The organism is Streptomyces termitum (genome assembly GCF_014650175.1).
GTDB lineage: Bacteria > Actinomycetota > Actinomycetes > Streptomycetales > Streptomycetaceae > Streptomyces > Streptomyces termitum.
In genome coordinates this window covers 202,838-222,200 of the sequence record NZ_BMUL01000003.1, presented here as the reverse complement: position 1 = coordinate 222,200, position 19,363 = coordinate 202,838, and the positions used below count along the sequence as shown (strand labels likewise).

The window sequence follows — 19,363 nt, the reverse complement described above, 5'->3', positions numbered from 1 at the left end:
CGCGGGCGCGACCGCTGGGCCCGGACCCCGGCCGGGACGCCCGGAAAGGCGGCGCGAGCGGCCCGGAGGGCGTACCGGGAGCGGCGCGGGCGGCCGGGGGGCGTGCGGGAGCGGGGGCGTACCGGAAAAAGGGGAACGGCGCCGGGGCGGGGCACCGGGGAGGTGTCCCGCCCCGGCGCCGCGCAGCACCGGGGGCCCGCGCGGAAGGACCGCGCGGGGGGCGTCAGCTGCCGGCGCCGGCCTTCATGAGGGCCTCCATGTCCATGACCTCGCCGGCCGGCGGGGCGGTGACGTTCAGCGGCTTGTCGAAGTCGCTGAGGGTGACCTCGCCCGGGTCCTCGCCACCGGCGGTGACGGAGCGGAGGATGTACGGCTTGGCGGAGTCCTTGGCGACGTAGAGCGTGACGACCTGGCCCTTGGCGTCGGCCTTGCCCTTGACGACGGCGACCGGGGAGCCGTCGACGTCGGCGTCGGCCTCGCGGGTGAGACCGGTGGTCTTGGTCTCCTTGTCCATGTCGGCGAAGATCACCTTCAGGTCGCAGAACTCGCCCAGGTCGTTGGCGTCGGCGTCCTCGGCGGGGAGCTTCATCCAGCGGCCCTTGAGCAGGGTGGCGAGGGCGCCGCTCTCCTCGGCGGAGGAGCCCTCCTCGCCGCCGGTGGCCTTCCAGAAGGCGTCGTCGCCCTTCATGTAGGTGAAGCCGCCGGTGCGCTTGATCTCGGCCTTGCCGCCGCCGGGGGAGACGCTGCCCTCGCAGGTGCCCTTGTCGTCGACGCTGAAGTCGAGGGTCATGTCCTTGCCGTCCTCCTTGCCCTTGCCCTTCATGTGGACGGAGGTGGCGGTCTTGGTCGTCTCGACGGCCTTCTTGGCTATGGCGTCGGCGGTGAGGCCCTCGAAGGGGTCGGCGGCCTTCTCGGCGGGCTTCCCGGCCCCCTTGTCGACGGGCTTGTCGGCGCCCTTGCCGCCGCAGCCGGTGACACCGGCGAACACGGCCAGACAGACCGTCGTCGCGGCCCAGAGCTTCCGGTTGGCCCTCATGCGCGTACTCCTCCGTGTTCACCCGTGAACCGTTCACAGGTTTTTCTCACGGCGACCTTATGCGGCGCCGCGGGAACACTGACCACCCAGGTCGCCCCAAGGATGCACGAGGCAAACGTGATGCCGGTCACTCCACGATGTGGCGGCCTTCGGGCCGGGCGCTACAGGCCGCGCGGAAGGAGCAGGTCTCGCAGTGCCGGCCGGTGGTCGGCGCGAACCGCTCGTCGAGGACGCGCCCGGCGGCGTCGGCCAGCAGCTCCCCCACCCAGTCCCCGGCCAGTGGCTCCTGGGCCTGGACCCTGGGCAGCGCGTCGCCGCCCTCGGCCTTGGGGGCGGCCTGCCGGAGCTGGACGAGCTCGGCGCCGCCGGGCTCGGGGCGGCGGCCGTCGAAGACCTCGTCGACGGCGCCCTCGCGGACGGCGAGCTGGTAGACGGCGAGCTGCGGGTGCTCGGCCACCTCGCCCTTGGTGGGGGCGGACTTGCCGGTCTTGAAGTCGACGACGTAGGCGCGGCCCTCGCCGTCGGTCTCGACGCGGTCCATGGAGCCCCTGATGCGGACCTGGTACTCCCCCGCCTCCAGGGTCACGTCGAAGCCGTGCTCGGAGGCGGCCGGGGTCCGCTCGCCCCGGTCCATGACGTGCCAGTTCAGGAACCTTTCGAGGGCCACGCGCGCGTGCGCCTTCTCCTGCTGCGACTTCCAGGGCGCGTCGAAGGCGAGCGCGTCCCACACCGTGTCCAGCCGGGCCATGAGGACGTCCAGGTCGGCGGGGGTGCGGCCGGAGGCGACCTCGTCGGCGAGGACGTGCACGACGTTGCCGAAGCCCTGGGCGGCGGAGGCGGGCTCGGCCGCCTTCACCTCGCGGCCCAGGAACCACTGGAGGGAGCAGGTCGAGGTGAGGCTCTCCAGGGCGCTCGGGGAGAGCGCCACCGGCCGGTCCCGGTCCCGCAGCGGCACCTCGCTCCGGGTCGGCTCGTACAGCCCCCACCAGCGGTCCGGGTGGGCGGCCGGGACCAGCGGCTGCCCGTCCTCGTCGGCGAGCGCGGCCAGGTCGGCGAGGCGGCGGACGGCGGCGTCCCGGAGCGCGGGCGAGGCCGCCGGGTCCACGGTGGTGGCGCGCAGCTCGGCGACGAGCGCGGAGACGGCGAGGGGCCGGCGGGGGCGGCCGGGCACCTCCCGGGGTTCGACGCCCAGCTCGGTGAGGAAGCGGGAGGGCTGGTCGCCGTCCTCGGCGGGGGCCTTCACGGCGGTGGCGACGAGCCGCTCACGGGCGCGGGTGGCGGCCACGTAGAAGAGGCGGCGCTCCTCGGCGAGGAGGGCGCCGGGCGTCAGCGGCTCGGCGAGGCCGTCGCGGCCGATGCGGTCGGCCTCCAGGAGGGAGCCCCGGCGGCGCAGGTCGGGCCAGCGGCCCTCCTGGAGCCCGGCGACGACGACGAGGTCCCACTCCAGGCCCTTGGCGCGGTGGGCGGTCATCAGGCGGACCGCGTCGGGCCGGGTGTGGCGGCGGGTCAGGGTGTCGGCGGCGATGTCTTGGGCGTCGACCTCCTCCAGGAAGTTGAGCGCGCCCCGGCCGCCGACCCGCTCCTCGGCGCGGGCGGCGGTCTCGAAGAGGGCGCAGACGGCGTCGAGGTCCCGGTCGGCGTTGCGGCCGGCGGGGCCGCCGCGCAGGGCGGCGCGCTCCAGCCGGGACGGCCAGGGGGTGCCGTTCCACAGCACCCACAGGGCCCCTTCGGCGGTGCCGCCGGCGGCGAGCAGGGCGCGGGCCTCCTGGAGCAGTCTGCCGAGCCGCTGGGCTCCGCGCGCGTAGGACGGCTCGTGGACGGTGAGCCGCTCGGGCTCGGCGAGCGCGCGGGCGAGGAGGACGTCGGAGGGGGGCGGGACCTTGGTGCCGGCGGCCCGCTCCTCGTCGCGCAGGGCGCGGCCGAGGCGGCGGAGGTCGGCGGGGTCGACGCCGGCGAGGGGGGAGGCGAGGAGTTCGAGGGCGGTCTCGGTGGCGAGCCAGCCGGAGGAGGCGGCCGGGGCGGCGGGGGCGCCGTCGGAAGCCTCCGTCTCCTCTGTCCCTTCCGCTTCCGCTTCCGCTTCCGGGTCCTGGTCGGCCGTCGCCGTCGCGCGCAGGGCCAGCAGCAGCGGGGCGACCGCCGGTTCGTGGCGGAGCGGGGTGTCGGCGGCGTCCGTCTCGACCGGGACGCCCGCCGAGGTGAGCGCGCGGCGCAGGGCCGGGAGGACCGCGCCGGAGCGGGTGAGGACGGCCATGGACTGCCAGGGCAGCCCGTCCTCCAGGTGGGCGCGGCGCAGCAGGTCCGCGATGTTCTCGGCCTCGGCGGAGGCGGTGGGGTAGGTGTACGCCTCCGCCCGCCCCCCGTCCCGTACCGGCGACAGCTCGCGGTGGGCGCGGGCCTTGTCGGCGGGCAGCCGGGTGAGCGGCATCCGCCGGGTCAGCTCGCGGGTGGCGGCGAGGAGGCCGGCGCCGGAGCGGCGGGAGGTGCCGAGGACCCGGACCGGCGCGCCCCCGAAGGCGGCGGGGAAGTCGAGGATGCCGTTCACGTCGGCGCCCCGGAAGGCGTAGATGGACTGGTCGGGGTCGCCGAAGGCGACGACCGTGTCGCGGCCGCCGCCGGTCAGCGCGGTCAGGAGCCGGACCTGCGCGGGGTCGGTGTCCTGGTACTCGTCGACGTACACGGCGTCGTACCCGGGCAGGGTGACCTCCCCGGCGAGGAGGACGGCGCGGTGCACCAGCTCCGTGTAGTCGAGGACGCCCTGGAGGTCGAGGACGTCGAGGTACTCGGCGAGGAAGCCGGCCGCCGCCTTCCAGTCGGGCCGGCCGACGCGCTCCGCGAAGCGGGCCAGTTCGTCGGGGCCGAGGCCCAGCTCGCGGGAGCGGGCGAGGACGGCCCGGACCTCGTCGGCGAAGCCCCGGGTGGTGAGGCAGGCGCGGAGCTCGTCGGGCCAGCGGACGCCGCCGAGGCCGGTCCGCTCCAGGTCGATCTGGCCGGCGAGCAGTTCGCGGACGGCGAGGTCCTGCTCGGGGCCGGAGAGCAGCCGGACGGGCTCCGCGAAGAGGTCGGCGTCCTGGTGGGCGCGGACGAGGGCGTAGCAGTAGGAGTGGAAGGTGGTGGCCTGGGGCGGGCGGCGGCCGCCGAGCCGGGTCGCCATCCGGTCGCGGAGTTCGACGGCGGCCTTGCGGCTGAAGGTGAGGACGAGGATCCGCTCGGGGTCGGTGCCGCGCTCCATGCGGGCGGCGACGGCCTCCACCAGGGTCGCCGTCTTTCCGGTGCCGGGGCCGGCCAGGACGAGGAGCGGCCCCCGGTCGTGCTCAACCACCGCCCGCTGGGCTGCGTCCAGCTGAGGGGGATCCACCGGGGCCGGCGCCGTGCGCACCAGCCGGTACGCGCCGGGGCCCCGCCGCCGGCCCGCGCCCGGGTACGGCTGTCCCTGGTGCGGCGGCGTAGGCCGGGTGGTGGAGGAGGAGCTCACGTGGTTGGCCGGTCCTGGTCGGTGCTGATGCGGTGCCGGTGCCGCGGGTGACGCCGGGGGTGCGGAGGGGGGTACGGGGCCGGGCACGCGCGCGTGCGGGGGTCCGTACCGCCGTCCGGGCTTCCGGGGCCGGGTGCGGCACGCCCGCCGACGTTACGCGAAACCCGGCGGCGGCGGGTCCTTCTCGGCCGGACCGGGGGGCCGGGGAGCGGGCGTCCGCCGAGGCCGCGCGGGGGCGTGTGAGATGGGGCACGCTCCGGCGCCGTCCTTCCGGGGCCGCCGCCGGACTCCCGGCTCCGGTTCCCGCCCCGGCGTACGTGACAGCCGTCACTCCCCCGCTCCGTCCGGTCCTCCGCCCGGCCTTCTGTCCGGTCCTCTGTCCGGACCTCCGCCCGACCCTCCGCCCGGCCTTCTGTCCGGACCTCTCCCCGACCCTCCGTCCGGCCTTCCGCCCGGACCCGGTCCCCGCCCCCGGCGCGGCCTCGGCGGCCGGGCCGGGGACGGCCCCCGTGCCGGTCCGGTCAGGGCGTCCCGGTGCCGTCCCAGCGGGCCCGGCGCATGTCGAGCCGGGGGACGTGGCCGTCGGCGGCCGGGCCGCGCTCGCGCAGCGGCGTGCCCTCCTCGCGGTAGTGGCCGAGGGCCCGCAGCTCGTGGCCGGGGAGCAGGGTGCCGTCGGAGCGGACGACCCGCCACCACGGGGCGGCGCCGCCGTAGAGGGACATGACGCGGCCGACCTGGCGGGGGCCGCCCTCGCCGAGCCACTCGGCGACGTCCCCGTAGGTCATGACCCGGCCCGGCGGAATGCGGTCGGCGACGTCGAGGACGCGCTCCGCGTAGGCGGGCAGCTCGCCGACGGACTCCGCCACGGACTCTTCCACGTGGGCGGGCGGCTTCCCGGCGGACTCCGTCACGGGCTCCTCCGCGCAGGCCGGCGGCTTCCCGGCGGGCTCCTCCGCGTCCCCGGCCTCCGGTTCCCGGGCCCCTGTCCCCCTCGTCTCCCCCACCGCTCCGGAGCCGTTCGTTCCGCTCGTTCCGGTTCGTCCCACGGGTCCCTCCAGCCTCATTCGTCTCATCCTGCCTCACGGTGCCGACATGGCCCTGATGCCTCCGCCGGGCGGTTCTTCGTGCCACCATCGTCCGGGCGGTGACGGTGACACGGGATCGATCACGGCGGAAACGAACGCACGGACCAGCAGACGTACCAGCAGAAGCACGGGCAGAGACGGACATGGTGATGGGTCAGGACACACAGCCCCCTGGAGGGGCCCGGCCCGACGTGCCCGAGCGGGTGTCCGGGGACGAGCCGCTGCTCGCGGCCCGGGTGCACCGCCCGTCCGACCTCATGCGCCTCCTCGCCGGGGTGCTCGCCATCGCCGTCGTGCTCGCCATCGCCGCCTTCGCCCACGGCACCACCTCCGGCCTGGAGGACGACATCAACAAGGGCGCCGTCGGCGCCCCCGACGTCTTCGTCAAGATCGCCGGGCTGGCCTCGTCCATCGCCATCCTGGTCCTGCCCGTCGCCTTCGCCATCGAGCGGCTGGTCAAACGGGACGGGCTGCGGATCGCCGACGGCGTCCTCGCGGCCGTCCTCGCCCACGGCGTCACGCTCGCGGTGGACCTGTGGGTGGCGAAGGCGGCGCCGGACACCATCCAGGACGCGCTGACCCAGCAGGCGAGCGGCGGCGGGCTGACCGACCCGGTGCACAACTACCTCGCGCCGGTGATCGCGTACATGACGGCCGTCGGCATGGCCCGCAGACCGCGCTGGCGGTTCTCGCTCTGGGCGGTGCTGCTGCTCGACGCCTTCACCATGCTGGTGGCCGGATACACCACCGCCTTCTCGATCATCCTCACCGTGCTGATCGGCTGGACGGTGGCCTACGGCACGCTGTACGCGGTCGGCTCGCCGAACGTCCGGCCGACCGGCCAGACCCTCCTCGCCGGACTGCGCCGGGTCGGCTTCCGGCCGGTGACCGCGCTGCGCGCCGAGGAGGTGCCGGAGACCGCCGAGAGCGGGGACCGGGGCCGCCGGTACCTGGTGACCCTGGAGGACGGGCCGCCGCTGGACGTCACCGTCGTCGACCGGGAGCAGCAGGCGCACGGCTTCTTCTACCGGCTGTGGCGGCGGATCACCCTGCGGACCATGACCACCCGCCGCTCGATCGTCTCCCTCCGGCAGGCGCTGGAGCAGGAGGCGCTGCTCGCGTACGCGGCGATCGCGGCGGGCGCGAACGCGCCGAAGCTGATCGCCACCTCGGAGCTGGGCCCCGACGCGGTGATGCTCGTGTACGAGCACATCGGCGGGCGGAGCCTGGACACGCTGGACGACGACGAGATCACCGACGAGCTGGTGCGCGGCGCGTGGCGGCAGGTGAAGGCGCTCCAGTCGCGGCGGATCGCGCACCGGCGGCTGTCCGGCGACGCGATCCTGGTGGATCGTTCCGGCAGGGTCTTCCTGACCGACCTGCGCGGCGGCGAGATCGCGGCCGGCGACCTGGTGCTGCGCATGGACATCGCGCAGTTCCTCACCACCCTGGGCCTGCGGGTCGGGGCGGAGCGGACCGTCGCGGCGGCCGTCGAGGTGCTCGGCCCGGACGCGGTGGCGGACTGCCTGCCGCTGCTCCAGCCGATCGCGCTGAGCCGCTCGACCCGGGCGACGCTGCGGAAGCTGGCCCGCGAGCGCTCCCAGCGGGAGCGGGAGGCGGTCCTGTCGGCCTCCGAGGCGGCGAAGAAGGAGCGGGAGCGGGTCAAGGCCGCCGCGCACGCGGGCCTCCCGGCGCCGGGCGCCGACCCCAAGGCGGAGAAGGCCGAGAAGAAGGCGGACAAGAAGGCGGAGAAGCGGGCGCTCGACGAGGCCCTGGACGAGGCCCGCGAGGAGGACCTGCTCGCGCAGATCCGCCGCCAGGTGCTGCTGATCCGGCCGCAGGCGCCGGTGGAACCGGTCCGGCTCGAACGGATCAAGCCGCGGACGCTGATCTCGATGATCGCGGGCGCGGTCGCCGCGTACTTCCTGCTGTCGCAGATCGCCCGGACCCCGCTGTCCACGGTCGCCGAGGCGGACTGGCGGTGGGTGGCGGCGGCGGTGCTGTTCTCGGCGCTGAGCTACGTGGCGGCGGCGATGAGCCTGCTCGGCTTCGTGCCGGAGCGGGTCGGGTTCTGGAAGACGGTGGTGGCGCAGGTCGCCGGGTCGTTCGTGAAGATCGTCGCCCCGGCGGCGGTCGGCGGCGTCGCCCTCAACACCCGCTTCCTCCAGCGCGCGGGCGTGCGGCCGGGGCTCGCGGTGGCCAGCGTCGGCGCCTCCCAGCTGTTCGGGCTCGGGGCGCACATCCTGCTGCTGCTCTCCTTCGGCTATCTGACCGGCACCGAGAAGTCGCAGTCGTTCACGCCGTCCCGGACGGTCATCGCGGGGCTGCTGACGGTCGCGGTGCTGGTGCTGGTGGTGACGGCGATCCCGTTCATGCGGAAGTTCGTCTCGACCCGGCTGCGCTCGCTCTTCGCGGGCGTGGTGCCGCGCATGCTGGACGTGCTCCAGCGGCCGATGAAGCTGGTCACCGGGATCGGCGGGATGCTGCTGCTGACCGGCGCGTTCGTCTTCTGCCTGGACGCCTCGATCCGGGCCTTCGGGCACGGGAACGTCTCGATCAGCTACGCGAGCGTGGCCGTGGTCTTCCTCGCGGGCAACGCGCTGGGCTCGGCGGCCCCGACGCCCGGCGGCGTCGGCGCGGTCGAGGGCGCGCTCACCCTCGGCCTGGTCACGGTGGGCCTGACCTTCGAGGTCGCCACCCCGGCGGTGCTCCTCTACCGCCTGCTGACCCTGTGGCTGCCGGTACTGCCCGGCTGGATCTGCTTCAACTGGCTGACGAAGCGGGAGGCGCTCTAGGTCCTGCCCGGAAAGTCCCGCGGGGTTCCCCCGCGCGGGACACCCGCTTGGGCGCGCGTCCCGCGCGGTGCGGGGTCCGGGCACCGAGCATGGGGGCATGCCGATCTCCGCCGCCCCGCGCGCCGCCGCCCTGCTGACCGCCTCCGCCGTGCTGTTCCTGGCCGGGTGCTCGGACGGCGGGGGCGACCAGGCGCCGACGGCGGCGCAGCCCACCAAGGCCGGCGGCATGGCGGCGCTGACCGAGCAGAAACCGGAGTGGGACCGGTGCCCGGCGCCGTCCCCGGCGGAGGGCGGCGGCGACGCGCCGACGCCGCTGCCGGGCGGCACCGCGTGGGAGTGCGCCTTCCTGACGACGCCGCTGGACTGGTCGCGGCCGGACGGCGAGACGATCGAGCTGGCGCTGATCCGGGCGAAGGCCCGGAACGAGGGCGGCCGGATCGGCTCGCTGGTCTTCAACTTCGGCGGGCCCGGCGGCAGCGGCGTCAGCGCCCTGCCCGGCTTCGCCTCCGACTACGAGTCCCTGCGGTCCCGCTACGACCTGGTCTCCTTCGACCCGCGCGGGGTGGGCCGCAGCGACCCGGTCGAGTGCCTGTCGGACCGGGAGCTGGACGCGTACTACGCGCTGGACTTCACCCCCGACGACGAGGCCGAGGAGCGGACCCTGTCGGACGCCCAGAAGAAGTACGCGGCGGCCTGCCGGAAGAACTCGGGCGCGGCGCTGCCGCACGTCGGCACGGAGAACGCGGCCCGGGACATGGACCTGCTGCGCCAGGTCCTCGGCGACGACCGGCTGCACTACTTCGGGATCTCGTACGGCACCGAGCTGGGCGGCGTGTACGCGCACCTCTTCCCGGAGCGGGTCGGCCGGGCCGTCTTCGACGCGGTGGTGGACCCGGAGGCGGGCGTCGAGGCCGGGGCGCTGGGCCAGGCGAAGGGCTTCCAGCTCGCGCTGGACAACTTCGCGCAGGACTGCGTGGACCGGGGCGACGCGTGCGCGCTGCCGGGCGCCTCGGTGCCGGAGGTGGAGGCGGGGATCACGGACCTCCTCGCCGCGCTCGACGAGAAGCCGATCTCCGGCATCGGCACCCGGAAGCTCACCCAGACCCAGGCCACCAACGGCATCGCCCAGTCCCTGTACTCGAAGGAGTTCTGGCCCTACCTGGAGCAGGGTCTGGACGCCGCCGACGGCGGGGACGGGGCGCTGCTGCTGGCCCTGTCCGACTCGATGAACGGGCGGAACGAGAACGGCAGCTACAGCAACATCCAGGCCGCGAACGCCGCCATCAACTGCGTCGACTTCAAGGAGCGCTACACCCTCGGCCAGGCCAAGGAGCGGCTGCCGCAGTTCCGCGAGGCGTCCCCGGTCTTCGGCGACTTCATGGGCTGGGCGCTGTCGAGCTGCGCGCAGTGGCCGGTGCCGGGCGCCTGGGAGCACCCGGACGTGTCGGCGCCGGGCTCCGCGCCGATCCTGGTGGTCGGCAACACCGGCGACCCGGCGACCCCGTACGAGGGCGCGCGGGCGATGGTGAAGGCGCTGGGCCAGGGCGTCGGCGTGGAGCTGACGTACGAGGGCGAGGGGCACGGCGCGTACAACGGCGGCAGCGCCTGTGTGAAGAAGGCGGTCGACGGCTACCTGCTGAACGGCAGGGTGCCCGCCTCCGGCACCGTCTGCAAGTGACCTGCGGCCCGCGCCCGGCACCGTCCGCGAGGAGCCGCGGGCCCGCCGCCTAGGATGACGGTCTGTCACGATCCCGGGGGGTTCCCATGTCCATACGCCGGCGCCTGACGGCCCTCGCCGTCGGCGGAGTGCTGGTCACCGGCTGTACGGGAACGGGCGCCCCGGCCCCCGCGCCCTCCTCCGCCGCCCCGGCCGGCGACGGCAAGCCCGCCCCGTCCTCCCCGTCGGCGGGGCTCGCCGCGCAGCGCCCGGAGTGGAAGGCGTGCGAGGACGCGGGCGAGGGGTGGCGCTGTGCGACGGTGCGGGTGCCGCTGGACCACGCGAAGCCGTCGGGCGCGACGATCCCGGTGGCGCTGATCCGCAAGGAGGCGACCGACCCCAAGCGCAGAATCGGTTCGCTGCTGTTCAACTTCGGCGGGCCCGGCGGCTCCGGGGTGGACACCCTGCCGCAGCTCGCGGAGGAGTACCGGGGCCTGAACGCCCGCTACGACCTGGTCTCCTTCGACCCGCGCGGGGTGAGCCGCAGCTCCGGCGTGGTCTGCCGGGACGACGCCGAGCAGGCCGCCGCCGAGCGGACCGTGGACCTCACCCCGGACACCCCCGCCGAGGAGGCCGCCTACCTGGCCGACGCGGCGGCCTTCGGCGCCGGCTGCGCCCGCCGCTCCGGCACGGTCCTGCCGCACACCACGACCACGGCGACCGCCCGGGACATGGACCTGATCCGGCAGGTCCTCGGCGACGACAAGCTGTCGTACTTCGGGATCTCGTACGGCACCCAGCTCGGCGGCACCTACGCGCACCTGTTCCCCGAGCGGGTGGGCCGGCTGGTCCTGGACGCGGTGGTCGATCCGACCGCGGGCACGGTGGAGCACGCCCGGCAGCAGACGACCGGATTCCAGCGGGCGCTGGACAACTACCTGGAGAGCACCGGCGCCGACCCGAAGGCCGGCACCGAGCGGATCGTCCGCCTCCTGGCGGCGCTCGACCGGGAGCCGCTGCGGGTCGGCGACCGGCGCCTGACCGACGGCCTGGCCCTCACCGGCATCGCCGTCACCCTGTACGCGGAGGCCAACTGGCCGCTGCTCACCCGGGGCCTGGAGGAGGCGGAGAAGGGCGACGGCACGACCCTGCTCCAGCTCGCGGACTGGTACAACGACCGGGACGAGCAGGGCCGTTACGCGACCCAGTCGCACTCCCAGCGGGCGATCTCCTGCGCCGACTCCAGCGAGCGGCCGACGGCGGCGCGGGCGAAGGCGCTGCTGCCGGAGTTCCGGCGGATCTCCCCGGTCTTCGGCGCCTTCCTGGCCTGGGACACGGCGGGCTGGTGCGCCGCGTGGCCGGTGGCGGGCGAGGCGGCCACCCCGGCGGCGTCCGCCCCGGGCGCGGCCCCGGTCCTGGTGGTGGGCACGACCGGCGACCCGGCGACGCCGTACGAGGGCGCGGAGCGGATGGCGCGGGAGCTGGGCGAGGGCGTCGGTGTGCTGGTCACCAACCGGGGCGAGGGCCACGGGGCGTACGGCACCTCGCCGTGCGTGACCCGGACGGTGGACGCGTACCTGCTGGACGGCAAGGTGCCCGCGTACGGCACGACCTGCGGGTAGCCGGGCACGGGGAAGGCCCCGGACCGATCCCGGTCCGGGGCCTTCGCGCGCACGGTCAGTAGACCGGCTTCTCCGGCTCGATCTGGTGGACCCAGCCGATGACGCCGCCGCCGACGTGCACCGCGTCCGCGAAGCCCGCGGACTTGAGCACGGCGAGGACCTCCGCACTGCGGACACCCGTCTTGCAGTGCAGGACGATCTTCTTGTCCTGCGGGAGGTCCTGGAGGGCGGTGCCCATCAGGAACTCGTTCTTGGGGATCAGACGCGCGCCCGGGATGGAGACGATCTCGTACTCGTTCGGCTCGCGGACGTCGATGATGTCGATGTTCTCGCCCTCGTCGATCCACTCCTTGAGCTGCTTGGGAGTGATCGTCGAGCCGAGCGCCGCCTCCTGGGCCTCCTCGGACACGACGCCGCAGAAGGCCTCGTAGTCGATGAGCTCGGTGACGGTCGGGTTCTCGCCGCAGACCGCGCAGTTCGGGTCCTTGCGGACCTTGACCTGGCGGTACTGCATCTCCAGGGCGTCGTAGATCATCAGGCGGCCGACCAGCGGCTCGCCGATGCCCGCGAGGAGCTTGATGGCCTCGTTGACCTGGATGGAGCCGATGGACGCGCAGAGCACGCCGAGGACGCCGCCCTCGGCGCAGGACGGGACCATGCCCGGCGGCGGGGGCTCCGGGTAGAGGCAGCGGTAGCAGGGGCCGTGCTCGGACCAGAAGACGGACGCCTGGCCGTCGAAGCGGTAGATCGAGCCCCAGACGTACGGCTTGTTCAGCAGCACGCAGGCGTCGTTCACCAGGTAGCGGGTGGCGAAGTTGTCGGTGCCGTCGACGATCAGGTCGTACTGGCTGAAGATGTCCATCACGTTGTCGGCTTCCAGCCGCTCCTCGTGAAGGACCACGTTCACGTACGGGTTGATGCCGAGCACGCTGTCGCGCGCCGACTCCGCCTTGGACCGGCCGATGTCGGCCTGGCTGTGGATGATCTGGCGCTGGAGGTTCGACTCGTCGACCTCGTCGAACTCCACGATGCCGAGCGTGCCGACACCGGCCGCGGCCAGGTACATGAGGGCCGGCGAGCCGAGGCCGCCGGCGCCCACGGCGAGCACCTTGGCGTTCTTGAGCCGCTTCTGCCCGTCCATGCCCACGTCGGGGATGATCAGGTGGCGGGAGTACCTGCGGACCTCGTCTACGGTGAGCTCGGCAGCCGGCTCGACCAGGGGTGGCAGCGACACGGGGACTCCGTTGGTCGGTATGTCAGTACGGTTGTTCTCCCCGTAACACTGCCACGCCCCTCCTCATTCCGAGACACCCGGTCCGATACGCGAGACAATTTCGTCCCAGTAGCCGGGCAGCGAATGAAATGGATCGTTTTGTCCCGGGGCCCCGGCGCGATCGGTGAAGAAGATCGTTCCGGCGCCCTGCCAGCGGGCGATCCGCAGCGCCTCGTCCAGGTGGGTGCGCGGCACCCCGTGCACGAAGTGCGCGAACTTCCCCTCCGGGTAGGAGGCCGTCCACTCCGCCACCTGTGACCAGCGGTAGTCCGTCCAGGGCCCGGAGAAGGTGACGAGCTGGTCCGCCGCCTCCGCGTAGCCGGGGTGCGGGTGGCGGCCCTGGCCGAGGACCAGGTGGGCGTCGCCGCCGAGGAGCGCCGACAGGGTCGCCGTGACCCGCCTCACTCCCGGCAGGTCCGTCCGCTCCGTGGGACAGCGGTCCAGGTAGAAGCCGCCGATCCGGTACCAGTCGACGAACCGCTGCGCCTGCGAGACCAGCTCGCCGAAGGGCCGCGCGCCGTGCGCGAGGTCGAGGTGGCCGAGCACCCGCACCCCCGCGTGCCGCAGGCGCGCGGCGGTCTCCAGGCAGTGCGGGTCGGGCCGGCTGCCGGGGCCCTCGGCGACGTTGAGCACCGCCCAGTGCACGGGCGTCCCGGGGCGGGTGAGCTCGGCCCACTCGACGGGGGCGAGCAGCGGGTGCCCGTAGCCGGGGGCGCCCACGCCGAGCGCCCGGACCGCCCCCGTCGCCGTGGCCGCACCCGTCAGATGCGACACGCCGCCTCCATCCAGATGTCGGCGAGCGACTCCTCCAGGTTGATCCGGGGGCGCCAGCCGAGCCGGTCGCGGGCGGTGCGCACGTCGGCCTGCTGCCAGGGGCCGCAGCCGTCGGGGTACGGGTAGGGGGTGGCGCCCAGCTGTTCGGCGATGGTCGCCTCGGTGCGGGGCGCGCCGATCACCGGGCGCTGCGGGATGCCGTGCGGGCCGTCCACCTCGTGGAGGTTGCCCGCGTAGCCGGCGACCCGGGCGAGGACGGCGGCGGCGTCCCGCAGCCGGACCGCGCGGCCGGTGCCGATGTTGACGACGCCCTGGGCGGCGGAGAGGGAGGCGGCGTGCACGGCGCGGGCCACGTCCCGGACGTCCACGAAGTCCCGCTGCACGCCGAGGCCGCTGAGCTTGAGCTCGCCGTCGCCGGCCTGCATGGCCCGGCGCATCGCCTCGGCGAGCCGGCCCAGCGGGGAGCCGGCCGGGGTGCCGGGGCCGACCGGCGAGAAGACCCGCAGCACGACGGCGTCGAGCCCGGAGCCGAGGACGAGTTCGGTCGCGGCGAGCTTGGAGACGCCGTACGGGCCGCCGGGGCGCGGCACCGCGTCCTCGGCGGTGGACGAGCCGGGCTGGCTGGGCCCGTACTCGGAGGCGCAGCCGACCTGGACCAGCCGGGCGCCGCAGCCGCTGCGGCGCAGCGCCTCGCAGACGGTGGCGACGGCGACCGTGTTGTGCCGGGTGAGGTCGCGGGCGCCGCCGCGGGTGGCGCCCGCGCAGTTGACGATGACGCCGGGGTGGACGGCGTCCAGGAAGCGGGTGAGGGCGCCGGGGCTGCCGGTGGCGAGGTCGAAGCGGACGTCGGCGTCGTCGCCGCGGCCGAGGGCCGTGAGGTGGACCGCCGGGTCGGCGAGCAGCCGGTCGGCGACGAAGCGGCCGATGAAGCCGTTGGCTCCGAGCAGTAGCACCCTCATCGTGCGGCCCCTTCGTGCCGACCGGCCGGTGCTGGGGAGTGAGGGGTCATGTTCTTCGTTCTCCTTGAGGGTGATGAGAGAGAGGGGCCGAGTGGCGCCCGCGGCGTCGGCTCCGCGGGTGCGCCGGGGGTTCAGGGGGCGGTGTGGGCGGTGGCCCGGGTGAGGGCGCCGGCCGCGTGGACCAGCAGGGCGAGCGCGGCGGCGCCGCAGACCAGGGCGGGCAGGGCACCGGCGCCCCAGGTGTCGGCGGCGGCCCGCACGGGGACGGCCAGCGCGTCGAAGCCGGGGAGCGGCAGCCGGGCGGCCAGCACGCTGGCGATGCCGAGGGCCTCGGCGGCGCAGGCGGCGGCGAGCGCGGCGGCGGCCGTCTCGGGGTGGCCGTGGACGGTGAGCAGCCGGGCGAGCAGCAGCAGGGCGCCCAGGGCGAGCGCGCCGGGGCTGAAGCCGGTGGCGGCGAGCAGTCCGGCGAGGGCGGCGAGGTGGAGCAGGACGGCGGCGGAGAGCCAGCCCCGGGCACCGGCCGCGAAGTCGGCGAGGCCCCGGCTGGTGGCGATCCGGCGGCGGACCCGGGTGGCGAAGAGGTGGGCGCACCAGGCGGCGGGGGCGACGGCGAGCGCGAGCCCGAGGAGCGGGGCGGGCTCCACCGGCCAGCCGGCGTCGGGCCCGCCGCGCAGCACCTGGTCGAGGAGCCCGTCGCCCGCGACGGCGTACCCGAGCAGCCACAGCGTCCAGAGCCGGGCGGCGGGCGGCGCGGCGGGGGCGCGCAGCGGTCCGGTCCGTACGGCGAGGGCGAGCGCGGCGGCCAGCGCGAGCGCGCCGGCCGCGGCGGCGGCGATCCCGGCGGCCCCGTCGAGGCGGGCCACGGCGGGGACGGCGAGCGCGGCGACGGCGCCGGGCGCGAGGACGGTCAGCGGCCAGCGGCCGCGGGGCTCCGCGGCGGTCTCGGCGGGCGCGGCCTCCCGCCGTCCGCGCGGCACGCGCGCGTACAGCTCCTCGGCGAGGGTGAAGACGTCCCGGTGCCGGTAGCGGGCGGCGGTCCGGTCGGTGAACCCGAGCGCTTCGAGCCCGGCGGCGATCTCCAGCGGGTCGACGGCCCGCTCGCACAGCTCCCGGTGGCGCCGCATCAGCACCTTGACCGGGTCCCCGCCGCCCCGCCGGGGCCGCCCGCCGGGCGCCTCCCCCCAGGCCGCGCCGGGACCGGGCGCGACGGGCCCGCCGGGCGCGTCCCGGAGGTCCGGTCCGGCGGGGGCGCCGGCGGATTCCCCGTCCGGAGGCCCGGCGGGAGCGTCTTCGGACACGGCGGCTTCGGACGCGACGGCTTCAGGAGCGGCGGCTTCGGACGCGACGGTTTCGCGAGCGGCGCTCTCGGACGCGGCGGTCCCCGAGGCTTCTTCGGGAACGACGGACTCGGGAGCTTCTTCGGAAACGACGGACTCGGGCGCGGCAGTCGCGGCGGCCTCGGGCAGGGCGGGGAGCCGCGGGGGGCCGAAGGCGGCGAGGAGGGCGTCGAGGGCGGTGGCGTCGGGGTCCGCGGGCTCGGGCCGGGGGTCCGCGTGCAGGTCGAGGGTGGGGAGCGGGCCGGGCCCGGCGGCTATGCCGGTCTCCGCTTCGGCCGCCGGGGCGGCGAGGAGGGCCTCGGAGCGGGCGTCCCAGGCTCCGGGGCTCGTCGGGGCGGCGGGGCCGCGCATGGGGGTGCCTCCTTCAGGCATCGGGGGCTCCTGTGCCCGCGGGGACGGCGCTCGGTGCCCAGCCGCCGGGGATCCGGGTCTCGGCGGGGTGGGCGAAGGGCACGTCGGATCCGGCGCGGTGGCGGACCGGGGCGCGGGAGAGGAGTTCGAGGTAGATGCCGCGGAAGGCGGCGAGGTTCTGGTCGACGGTGAAGAGTTCGAGCGCGCGGGCGCGGGCGGCGGCGCCGAGCCGGTACCGGCGGCCGGGGTCGCGGAGCAGGGCGAGGCAGGCGTCGGCGAGCGCGCGGGGGTTGCGCGGGGGGACGACGAGGCCGGTGCCGCCGATGATCTCGACGACCGCGCCGACGTCGGTGGAGACGGTGGCGCGGGCGCAGAACATGGCCTCGACGAGGCTGGCCGGGAAGCCCTCGACGGTGCTGGAGAGGACGACGACGGCGGCGGAGGCGTAGACGTCCTCCAGGGTGGGCGCCTCGGGACCGCCGAGTTCCTCGAAGGAGACGGGGTTCTCGCCGACGGCGTGCGCCCCGGCGGCCTCGTCGGGGAAGAGCTGGGCGGCGAGGGCGGCGCACTGGGCGCGGTAGGCGCAGTGGCCGTCCCGGCGGCCGTCCCCGTCACCGGCGGCGGGGACGGAGACGATCCGCAGCCGGGTGTCGGGCTGGCGGGCGCGGAGGTCGGCGAAGGCGTGGAGGAGGGAGACGAGGTCCTTGGCGGGTTCGACGCGGCCGATCCACACGAGGGTGCCGGGTTCGCCGCTCTCCTCGTCCTCGCCGACCTCGGCGAAGCGGGTGGCGGGCATGCCGGGGTGGACGGTGCGGATGCGGTCGCGGCCCGCGCCGCACTTCTCCTGCCAGCGGCGGGCGTGGGCGTTGCCGGGGGTGAGGAGGTCGGCCTGCCGGCAGGTCTCCCCGGCGAGGCGGCCGTGGAGGGCGGCGAGCAGGGTGCGCAGGGCGGTGGAGCGGCCGGGGTCGTCGGCGGCGAGGTAGTGGGCGCGCAGGCCGACGCCGTACTCGGTGACGAGGAGCGGGGTGCCGAAGAAGCGTTTGGCCAGGAGGCCGGGGAGGGCGACGGGGCCGCCGGCCGTGGCGTGGCAGAGGTCGGCGGCGCCGAGGGCGGTCTCGTCGTACCAGTCGAGGGAGAGGGGGCGCAGGGCCCGTTCGAGGTGGCGGGCGAGGGCGAGGTGGTCGCTCAGGCAGGCGTCGGCGACGGCGCGCCGGGCGCCGGGGGCGCGGCAGGCGTCCTCCAGGAGGCGGACGGCGTCGTCGGAGCGGAGGGCGGCGGGCAGGCCGCCGGTGTCGCGGGCGAGGTCCGCGAGGGCGCCGAGGCCGTCGGCGAAGGCGTCGGCGGCGGTGTCGTCCTCGGCGGCGAGGCCGGTGGCGAGGGCGTGGAAGCCCTCGGCGAAGCGGCGGCGGTCGCGGCGGCCGTGGGTGCGGCGGGGCGCGCGCTCGGCGGGTCCGGCGGGGCGCGCGCCCTCCCCGGTGGGGGCGACGGGCCGGACGTGCGGCGGCAGCGGGGTGGCGGGGGGCGGGCCGTCGAGGGCGTAGAGGTCGAAGTCGTGGCCGCCGAGGCCGTGGACGAGCCGCCGCCACCAGGCGCCGGTGTCACCGGAGGCGCACGGGGCGCCACCCTCCGTGAGCAGTCCGATCCGCACGAGCACCCACCCCCTGTCGTCGTTGACGTCCCCCGCCGTTGCCTTCGGCGGGGCGCGCTGCCGACCCGCAGCGGGAAGAACGTATGCACTGGGAACGAGGGGCGACGGACGGTTGTCCGTCGCACCACCGGAAGGGGTGAATGCGCGTTACTTTCCGCGACCGGGGGCGTTCTGTCGCGGTACGCGCCGGAGGCGCCGGTTCCGGCGCAGCGGAAGGGGCGCCTCCCGGCCCCGCCGGGAAGCGCCCCCTCCTCGATGCCCCTCGTCAACTCCCTGGGTGCACCCAGGGGTTGGGACGGCAGACGATGCCGTCGATGTCCAGGGTCTTGGTCTGCTGCTGCATCACGGGGGCGAGGGCGCCCGGGGTGCGGCAGGAGACGTGGTTGTGGCCGAGCCGGTGGCCGACCTCGTGGTTGATGAGCATCTGGCGGTAGGCGTACATCGCCTTCGGGCCGAAGGTCTCCGCGCCCTGCGCCCAGCGGAAGGCGTTGATCATCACGCGCTCGGTGGAGGCGGAGTCGCAGGAGACGTTGTCGACGGTGGTGTCGAGGCCGGACTTGGCGCACCACTTGCCGGTGGTCACGGGGCTGGCGAGGGTGATGACGAAGTCGGCCTCGCCGCTGGAGACCCGCTCGAAGGTCATGGCGCCCTGCCCGGCCCAGCTCCGCTTGTCGTTGAGGGTCTGCTGGACGGCGCGGGCGAAGAGCCCGGCGTCGAGCCCGAGCCCCTTCTCGACGTCGACCCGGTAGCGGTGCTTCGCTCCCCGGCCGGGCGCCTTGTCGAAGCCGGGCACGGTCTCGAAGTCGCCGGACGCGAACAGCTTGGGGTCGATCGGGAACTGACGGGTCATCAGCTGCTCGTACGTGGGCGGCCGCACGGTCGGCTCCGGCGCCGGGCTCGGCGGGGTGGCGCGCCCGTCGGAGCGGGAGGCGGAGCCGTCCGCGGTGCGCTCGCCCGCGCCCTGGGCGGCGTGGGCCTCCAGGGCGTCGTCCTTGCCGTCGGTGACCTGTCCGGCGACGACGAGGGCGAGGCAGGTGGTGACGGCGGCGGCGGCGATCCCGGTCAGCGTCCGGCCCATGCCGCCGCGCGCGGCGGCGGTCTCCTCGTCCTCCTCGGGCGCGGCGCCCTCGGCGGCGGTCGCGGGGACCGGTGCCTCGGCGCGACGGCGCGGTCCGGGGACCCGGCGCCCGCCGCCCGCGGGCCCGTACCGCTCGGGCCCGGGGGTGCCGGTCTCCTCGTCCGCCGGGTGCCCGCCGCGCACCGGGACGCCGTGCGCGGGGGTGTGCGGCGTCCCGTGCGCGGGCGTGTCGGCGCCGCCGCCGCGCGGGACGGCACCCGGCACGGGCCGACGCGG

General features: G+C 75.8%; 12 protein-coding genes. 3 read left to right on the top strand and 9 right to left on the bottom strand.

Annotated features, from left to right (window positions below):
* Nucleotides 1-223: 223 nt before the first annotated feature.
* The 3 genes from IE219_RS07125 to IE219_RS07115 form a co-directional block, all read right to left on the bottom strand.
* Entirely contained in the window at nucleotides 224-1,036 is an 813-nt protein-coding gene (locus IE219_RS07125; protein WP_189975701.1) for a LolA-like protein, read from the bottom strand.
* 127 nt (nucleotides 1,037-1,163) lie between these two features.
* Nucleotides 1,164-4,508, bottom strand: coding sequence for an ATP-dependent helicase (locus tag IE219_RS07120; protein WP_189975700.1), 3,345 nt, complete (start codon nucleotides 4,506-4,508; stop codon nucleotides 1,164-1,166).
* 521 nt (nucleotides 4,509-5,029) lie between these two features.
* Complete coding sequence (locus IE219_RS07115) at nucleotides 5,030-5,386, bottom strand: MGMT family protein (protein ID WP_189975968.1); 357 nt, start codon at nucleotides 5,384-5,386, stop codon at nucleotides 5,030-5,032.
* Between the two features lie 350 nt (nucleotides 5,387-5,736).
* Between IE219_RS07115 and IE219_RS07110 the strand changes: the two genes are divergently transcribed.
* From IE219_RS07110 to IE219_RS07100, 3 genes are all read left to right on the top strand, one after another.
* Complete coding sequence (locus IE219_RS07110) at nucleotides 5,737-8,388, top strand: lysylphosphatidylglycerol synthase transmembrane domain-containing protein (RefSeq protein WP_189975699.1); 2,652 nt, start codon at nucleotides 5,737-5,739, stop codon at nucleotides 8,386-8,388.
* A gap of 97 nt (nucleotides 8,389-8,485) precedes the next feature.
* Nucleotides 8,486-10,066 carry an alpha/beta hydrolase gene (locus IE219_RS07105; protein ID WP_189975698.1) on the top strand — a complete coding sequence of 527 codons (1,581 nt, stop codon included), beginning with the start codon at nucleotides 8,486-8,488 and terminating at the stop codon, nucleotides 10,064-10,066.
* Between the two features lie 86 nt (nucleotides 10,067-10,152).
* Nucleotides 10,153-11,667 (top strand): alpha/beta hydrolase, encoded by a 1,515-nt coding sequence (locus IE219_RS07100; protein WP_189975697.1) that lies wholly within the window; start codon nucleotides 10,153-10,155, stop codon nucleotides 11,665-11,667.
* Nucleotides 11,668-11,722: 55 nt separating this feature from the next.
* Here IE219_RS07100 and moeZ read toward each other — a convergent pair whose 3' ends face one another.
* The 6 genes from moeZ to IE219_RS07070 form a co-directional block, all read right to left on the bottom strand.
* Entirely contained in the window at nucleotides 11,723-12,901 is a 1,179-nt protein-coding gene (gene moeZ, locus IE219_RS07095) for an adenylyltransferase/sulfurtransferase MoeZ (RefSeq protein ID WP_189975696.1), read from the bottom strand.
* A gap of 63 nt (nucleotides 12,902-12,964) precedes the next feature.
* The gene (locus IE219_RS07090) at nucleotides 12,965-13,714 is read right to left on the bottom strand and encodes a spherulation-specific family 4 protein (protein WP_189975695.1); all 750 of its coding nucleotides are present in this window, start codon (nucleotides 13,712-13,714) and stop codon (nucleotides 12,965-12,967) included.
* Nucleotides 13,702-14,673, bottom strand: coding sequence for an NAD-dependent epimerase/dehydratase family protein (locus IE219_RS07085; protein ID WP_189975694.1), 972 nt, complete (start codon nucleotides 14,671-14,673; stop codon nucleotides 13,702-13,704). The genes IE219_RS07090 and IE219_RS07085 overlap by 13 nt, the downstream gene beginning before the upstream one ends.
* 131 nt (nucleotides 14,674-14,804) lie before the next feature.
* Complete coding sequence (locus IE219_RS31615) at nucleotides 14,805-16,382, bottom strand: hypothetical protein (RefSeq protein ID WP_229849636.1); 1,578 nt, start codon at nucleotides 16,380-16,382, stop codon at nucleotides 14,805-14,807.
* Nucleotides 16,375-18,009, bottom strand: a complete 1,635-nt coding sequence (locus IE219_RS07075; protein WP_189975693.1) for a glycosyltransferase — start codon at nucleotides 18,007-18,009, stop codon at nucleotides 16,375-16,377. Before IE219_RS07075 ends, IE219_RS31615 begins: the two co-directional genes overlap by 8 nt.
* 265 nt (nucleotides 18,010-18,274) lie before the next feature.
* Nucleotides 18,275-19,351: a DUF3152 domain-containing protein gene (locus tag IE219_RS07070; protein ID WP_444545641.1), complete on the bottom strand. Its 1,077-nt coding sequence runs from the start codon at nucleotides 19,349-19,351 to the stop codon at nucleotides 18,275-18,277.
* Nucleotides 19,352-19,363: the final 12 nt, after the last annotated feature.

Excerpts from the sequence above, each read along its gene's own strand:
- IE219_RS07125 (WP_189975701.1), bottom strand. The coding sequence starts at position 1,036 with ATGAGGGCCAACCGGAAGCTCTGGGCCGCGACGACGGTCTGTCTGGCC.
- IE219_RS07110 (WP_189975699.1), top strand. The coding sequence starts at position 5,737 with ATGGTGATGGGTCAGGACACACAGCCCCCTGGAGGGGCCCGGCCCGAC.
- IE219_RS07105 (WP_189975698.1), top strand. The coding sequence starts at position 8,486 with ATGCCGATCTCCGCCGCCCCGCGCGCCGCCGCCCTGCTGACCGCCTCC.
- IE219_RS07100 (WP_189975697.1), top strand. The coding sequence starts at position 10,153 with ATGTCCATACGCCGGCGCCTGACGGCCCTCGCCGTCGGCGGAGTGCTG.
- IE219_RS07085 (WP_189975694.1), bottom strand. The coding sequence starts at position 14,673 with ATGAGGGTGCTACTGCTCGGAGCCAACGGCTTCATCGGCCGCTTCGTC.
- IE219_RS31615 (WP_229849636.1), bottom strand. The coding sequence starts at position 16,382 with ATGCCTGAAGGAGGCACCCCCATGCGCGGCCCCGCCGCCCCGACGAGC.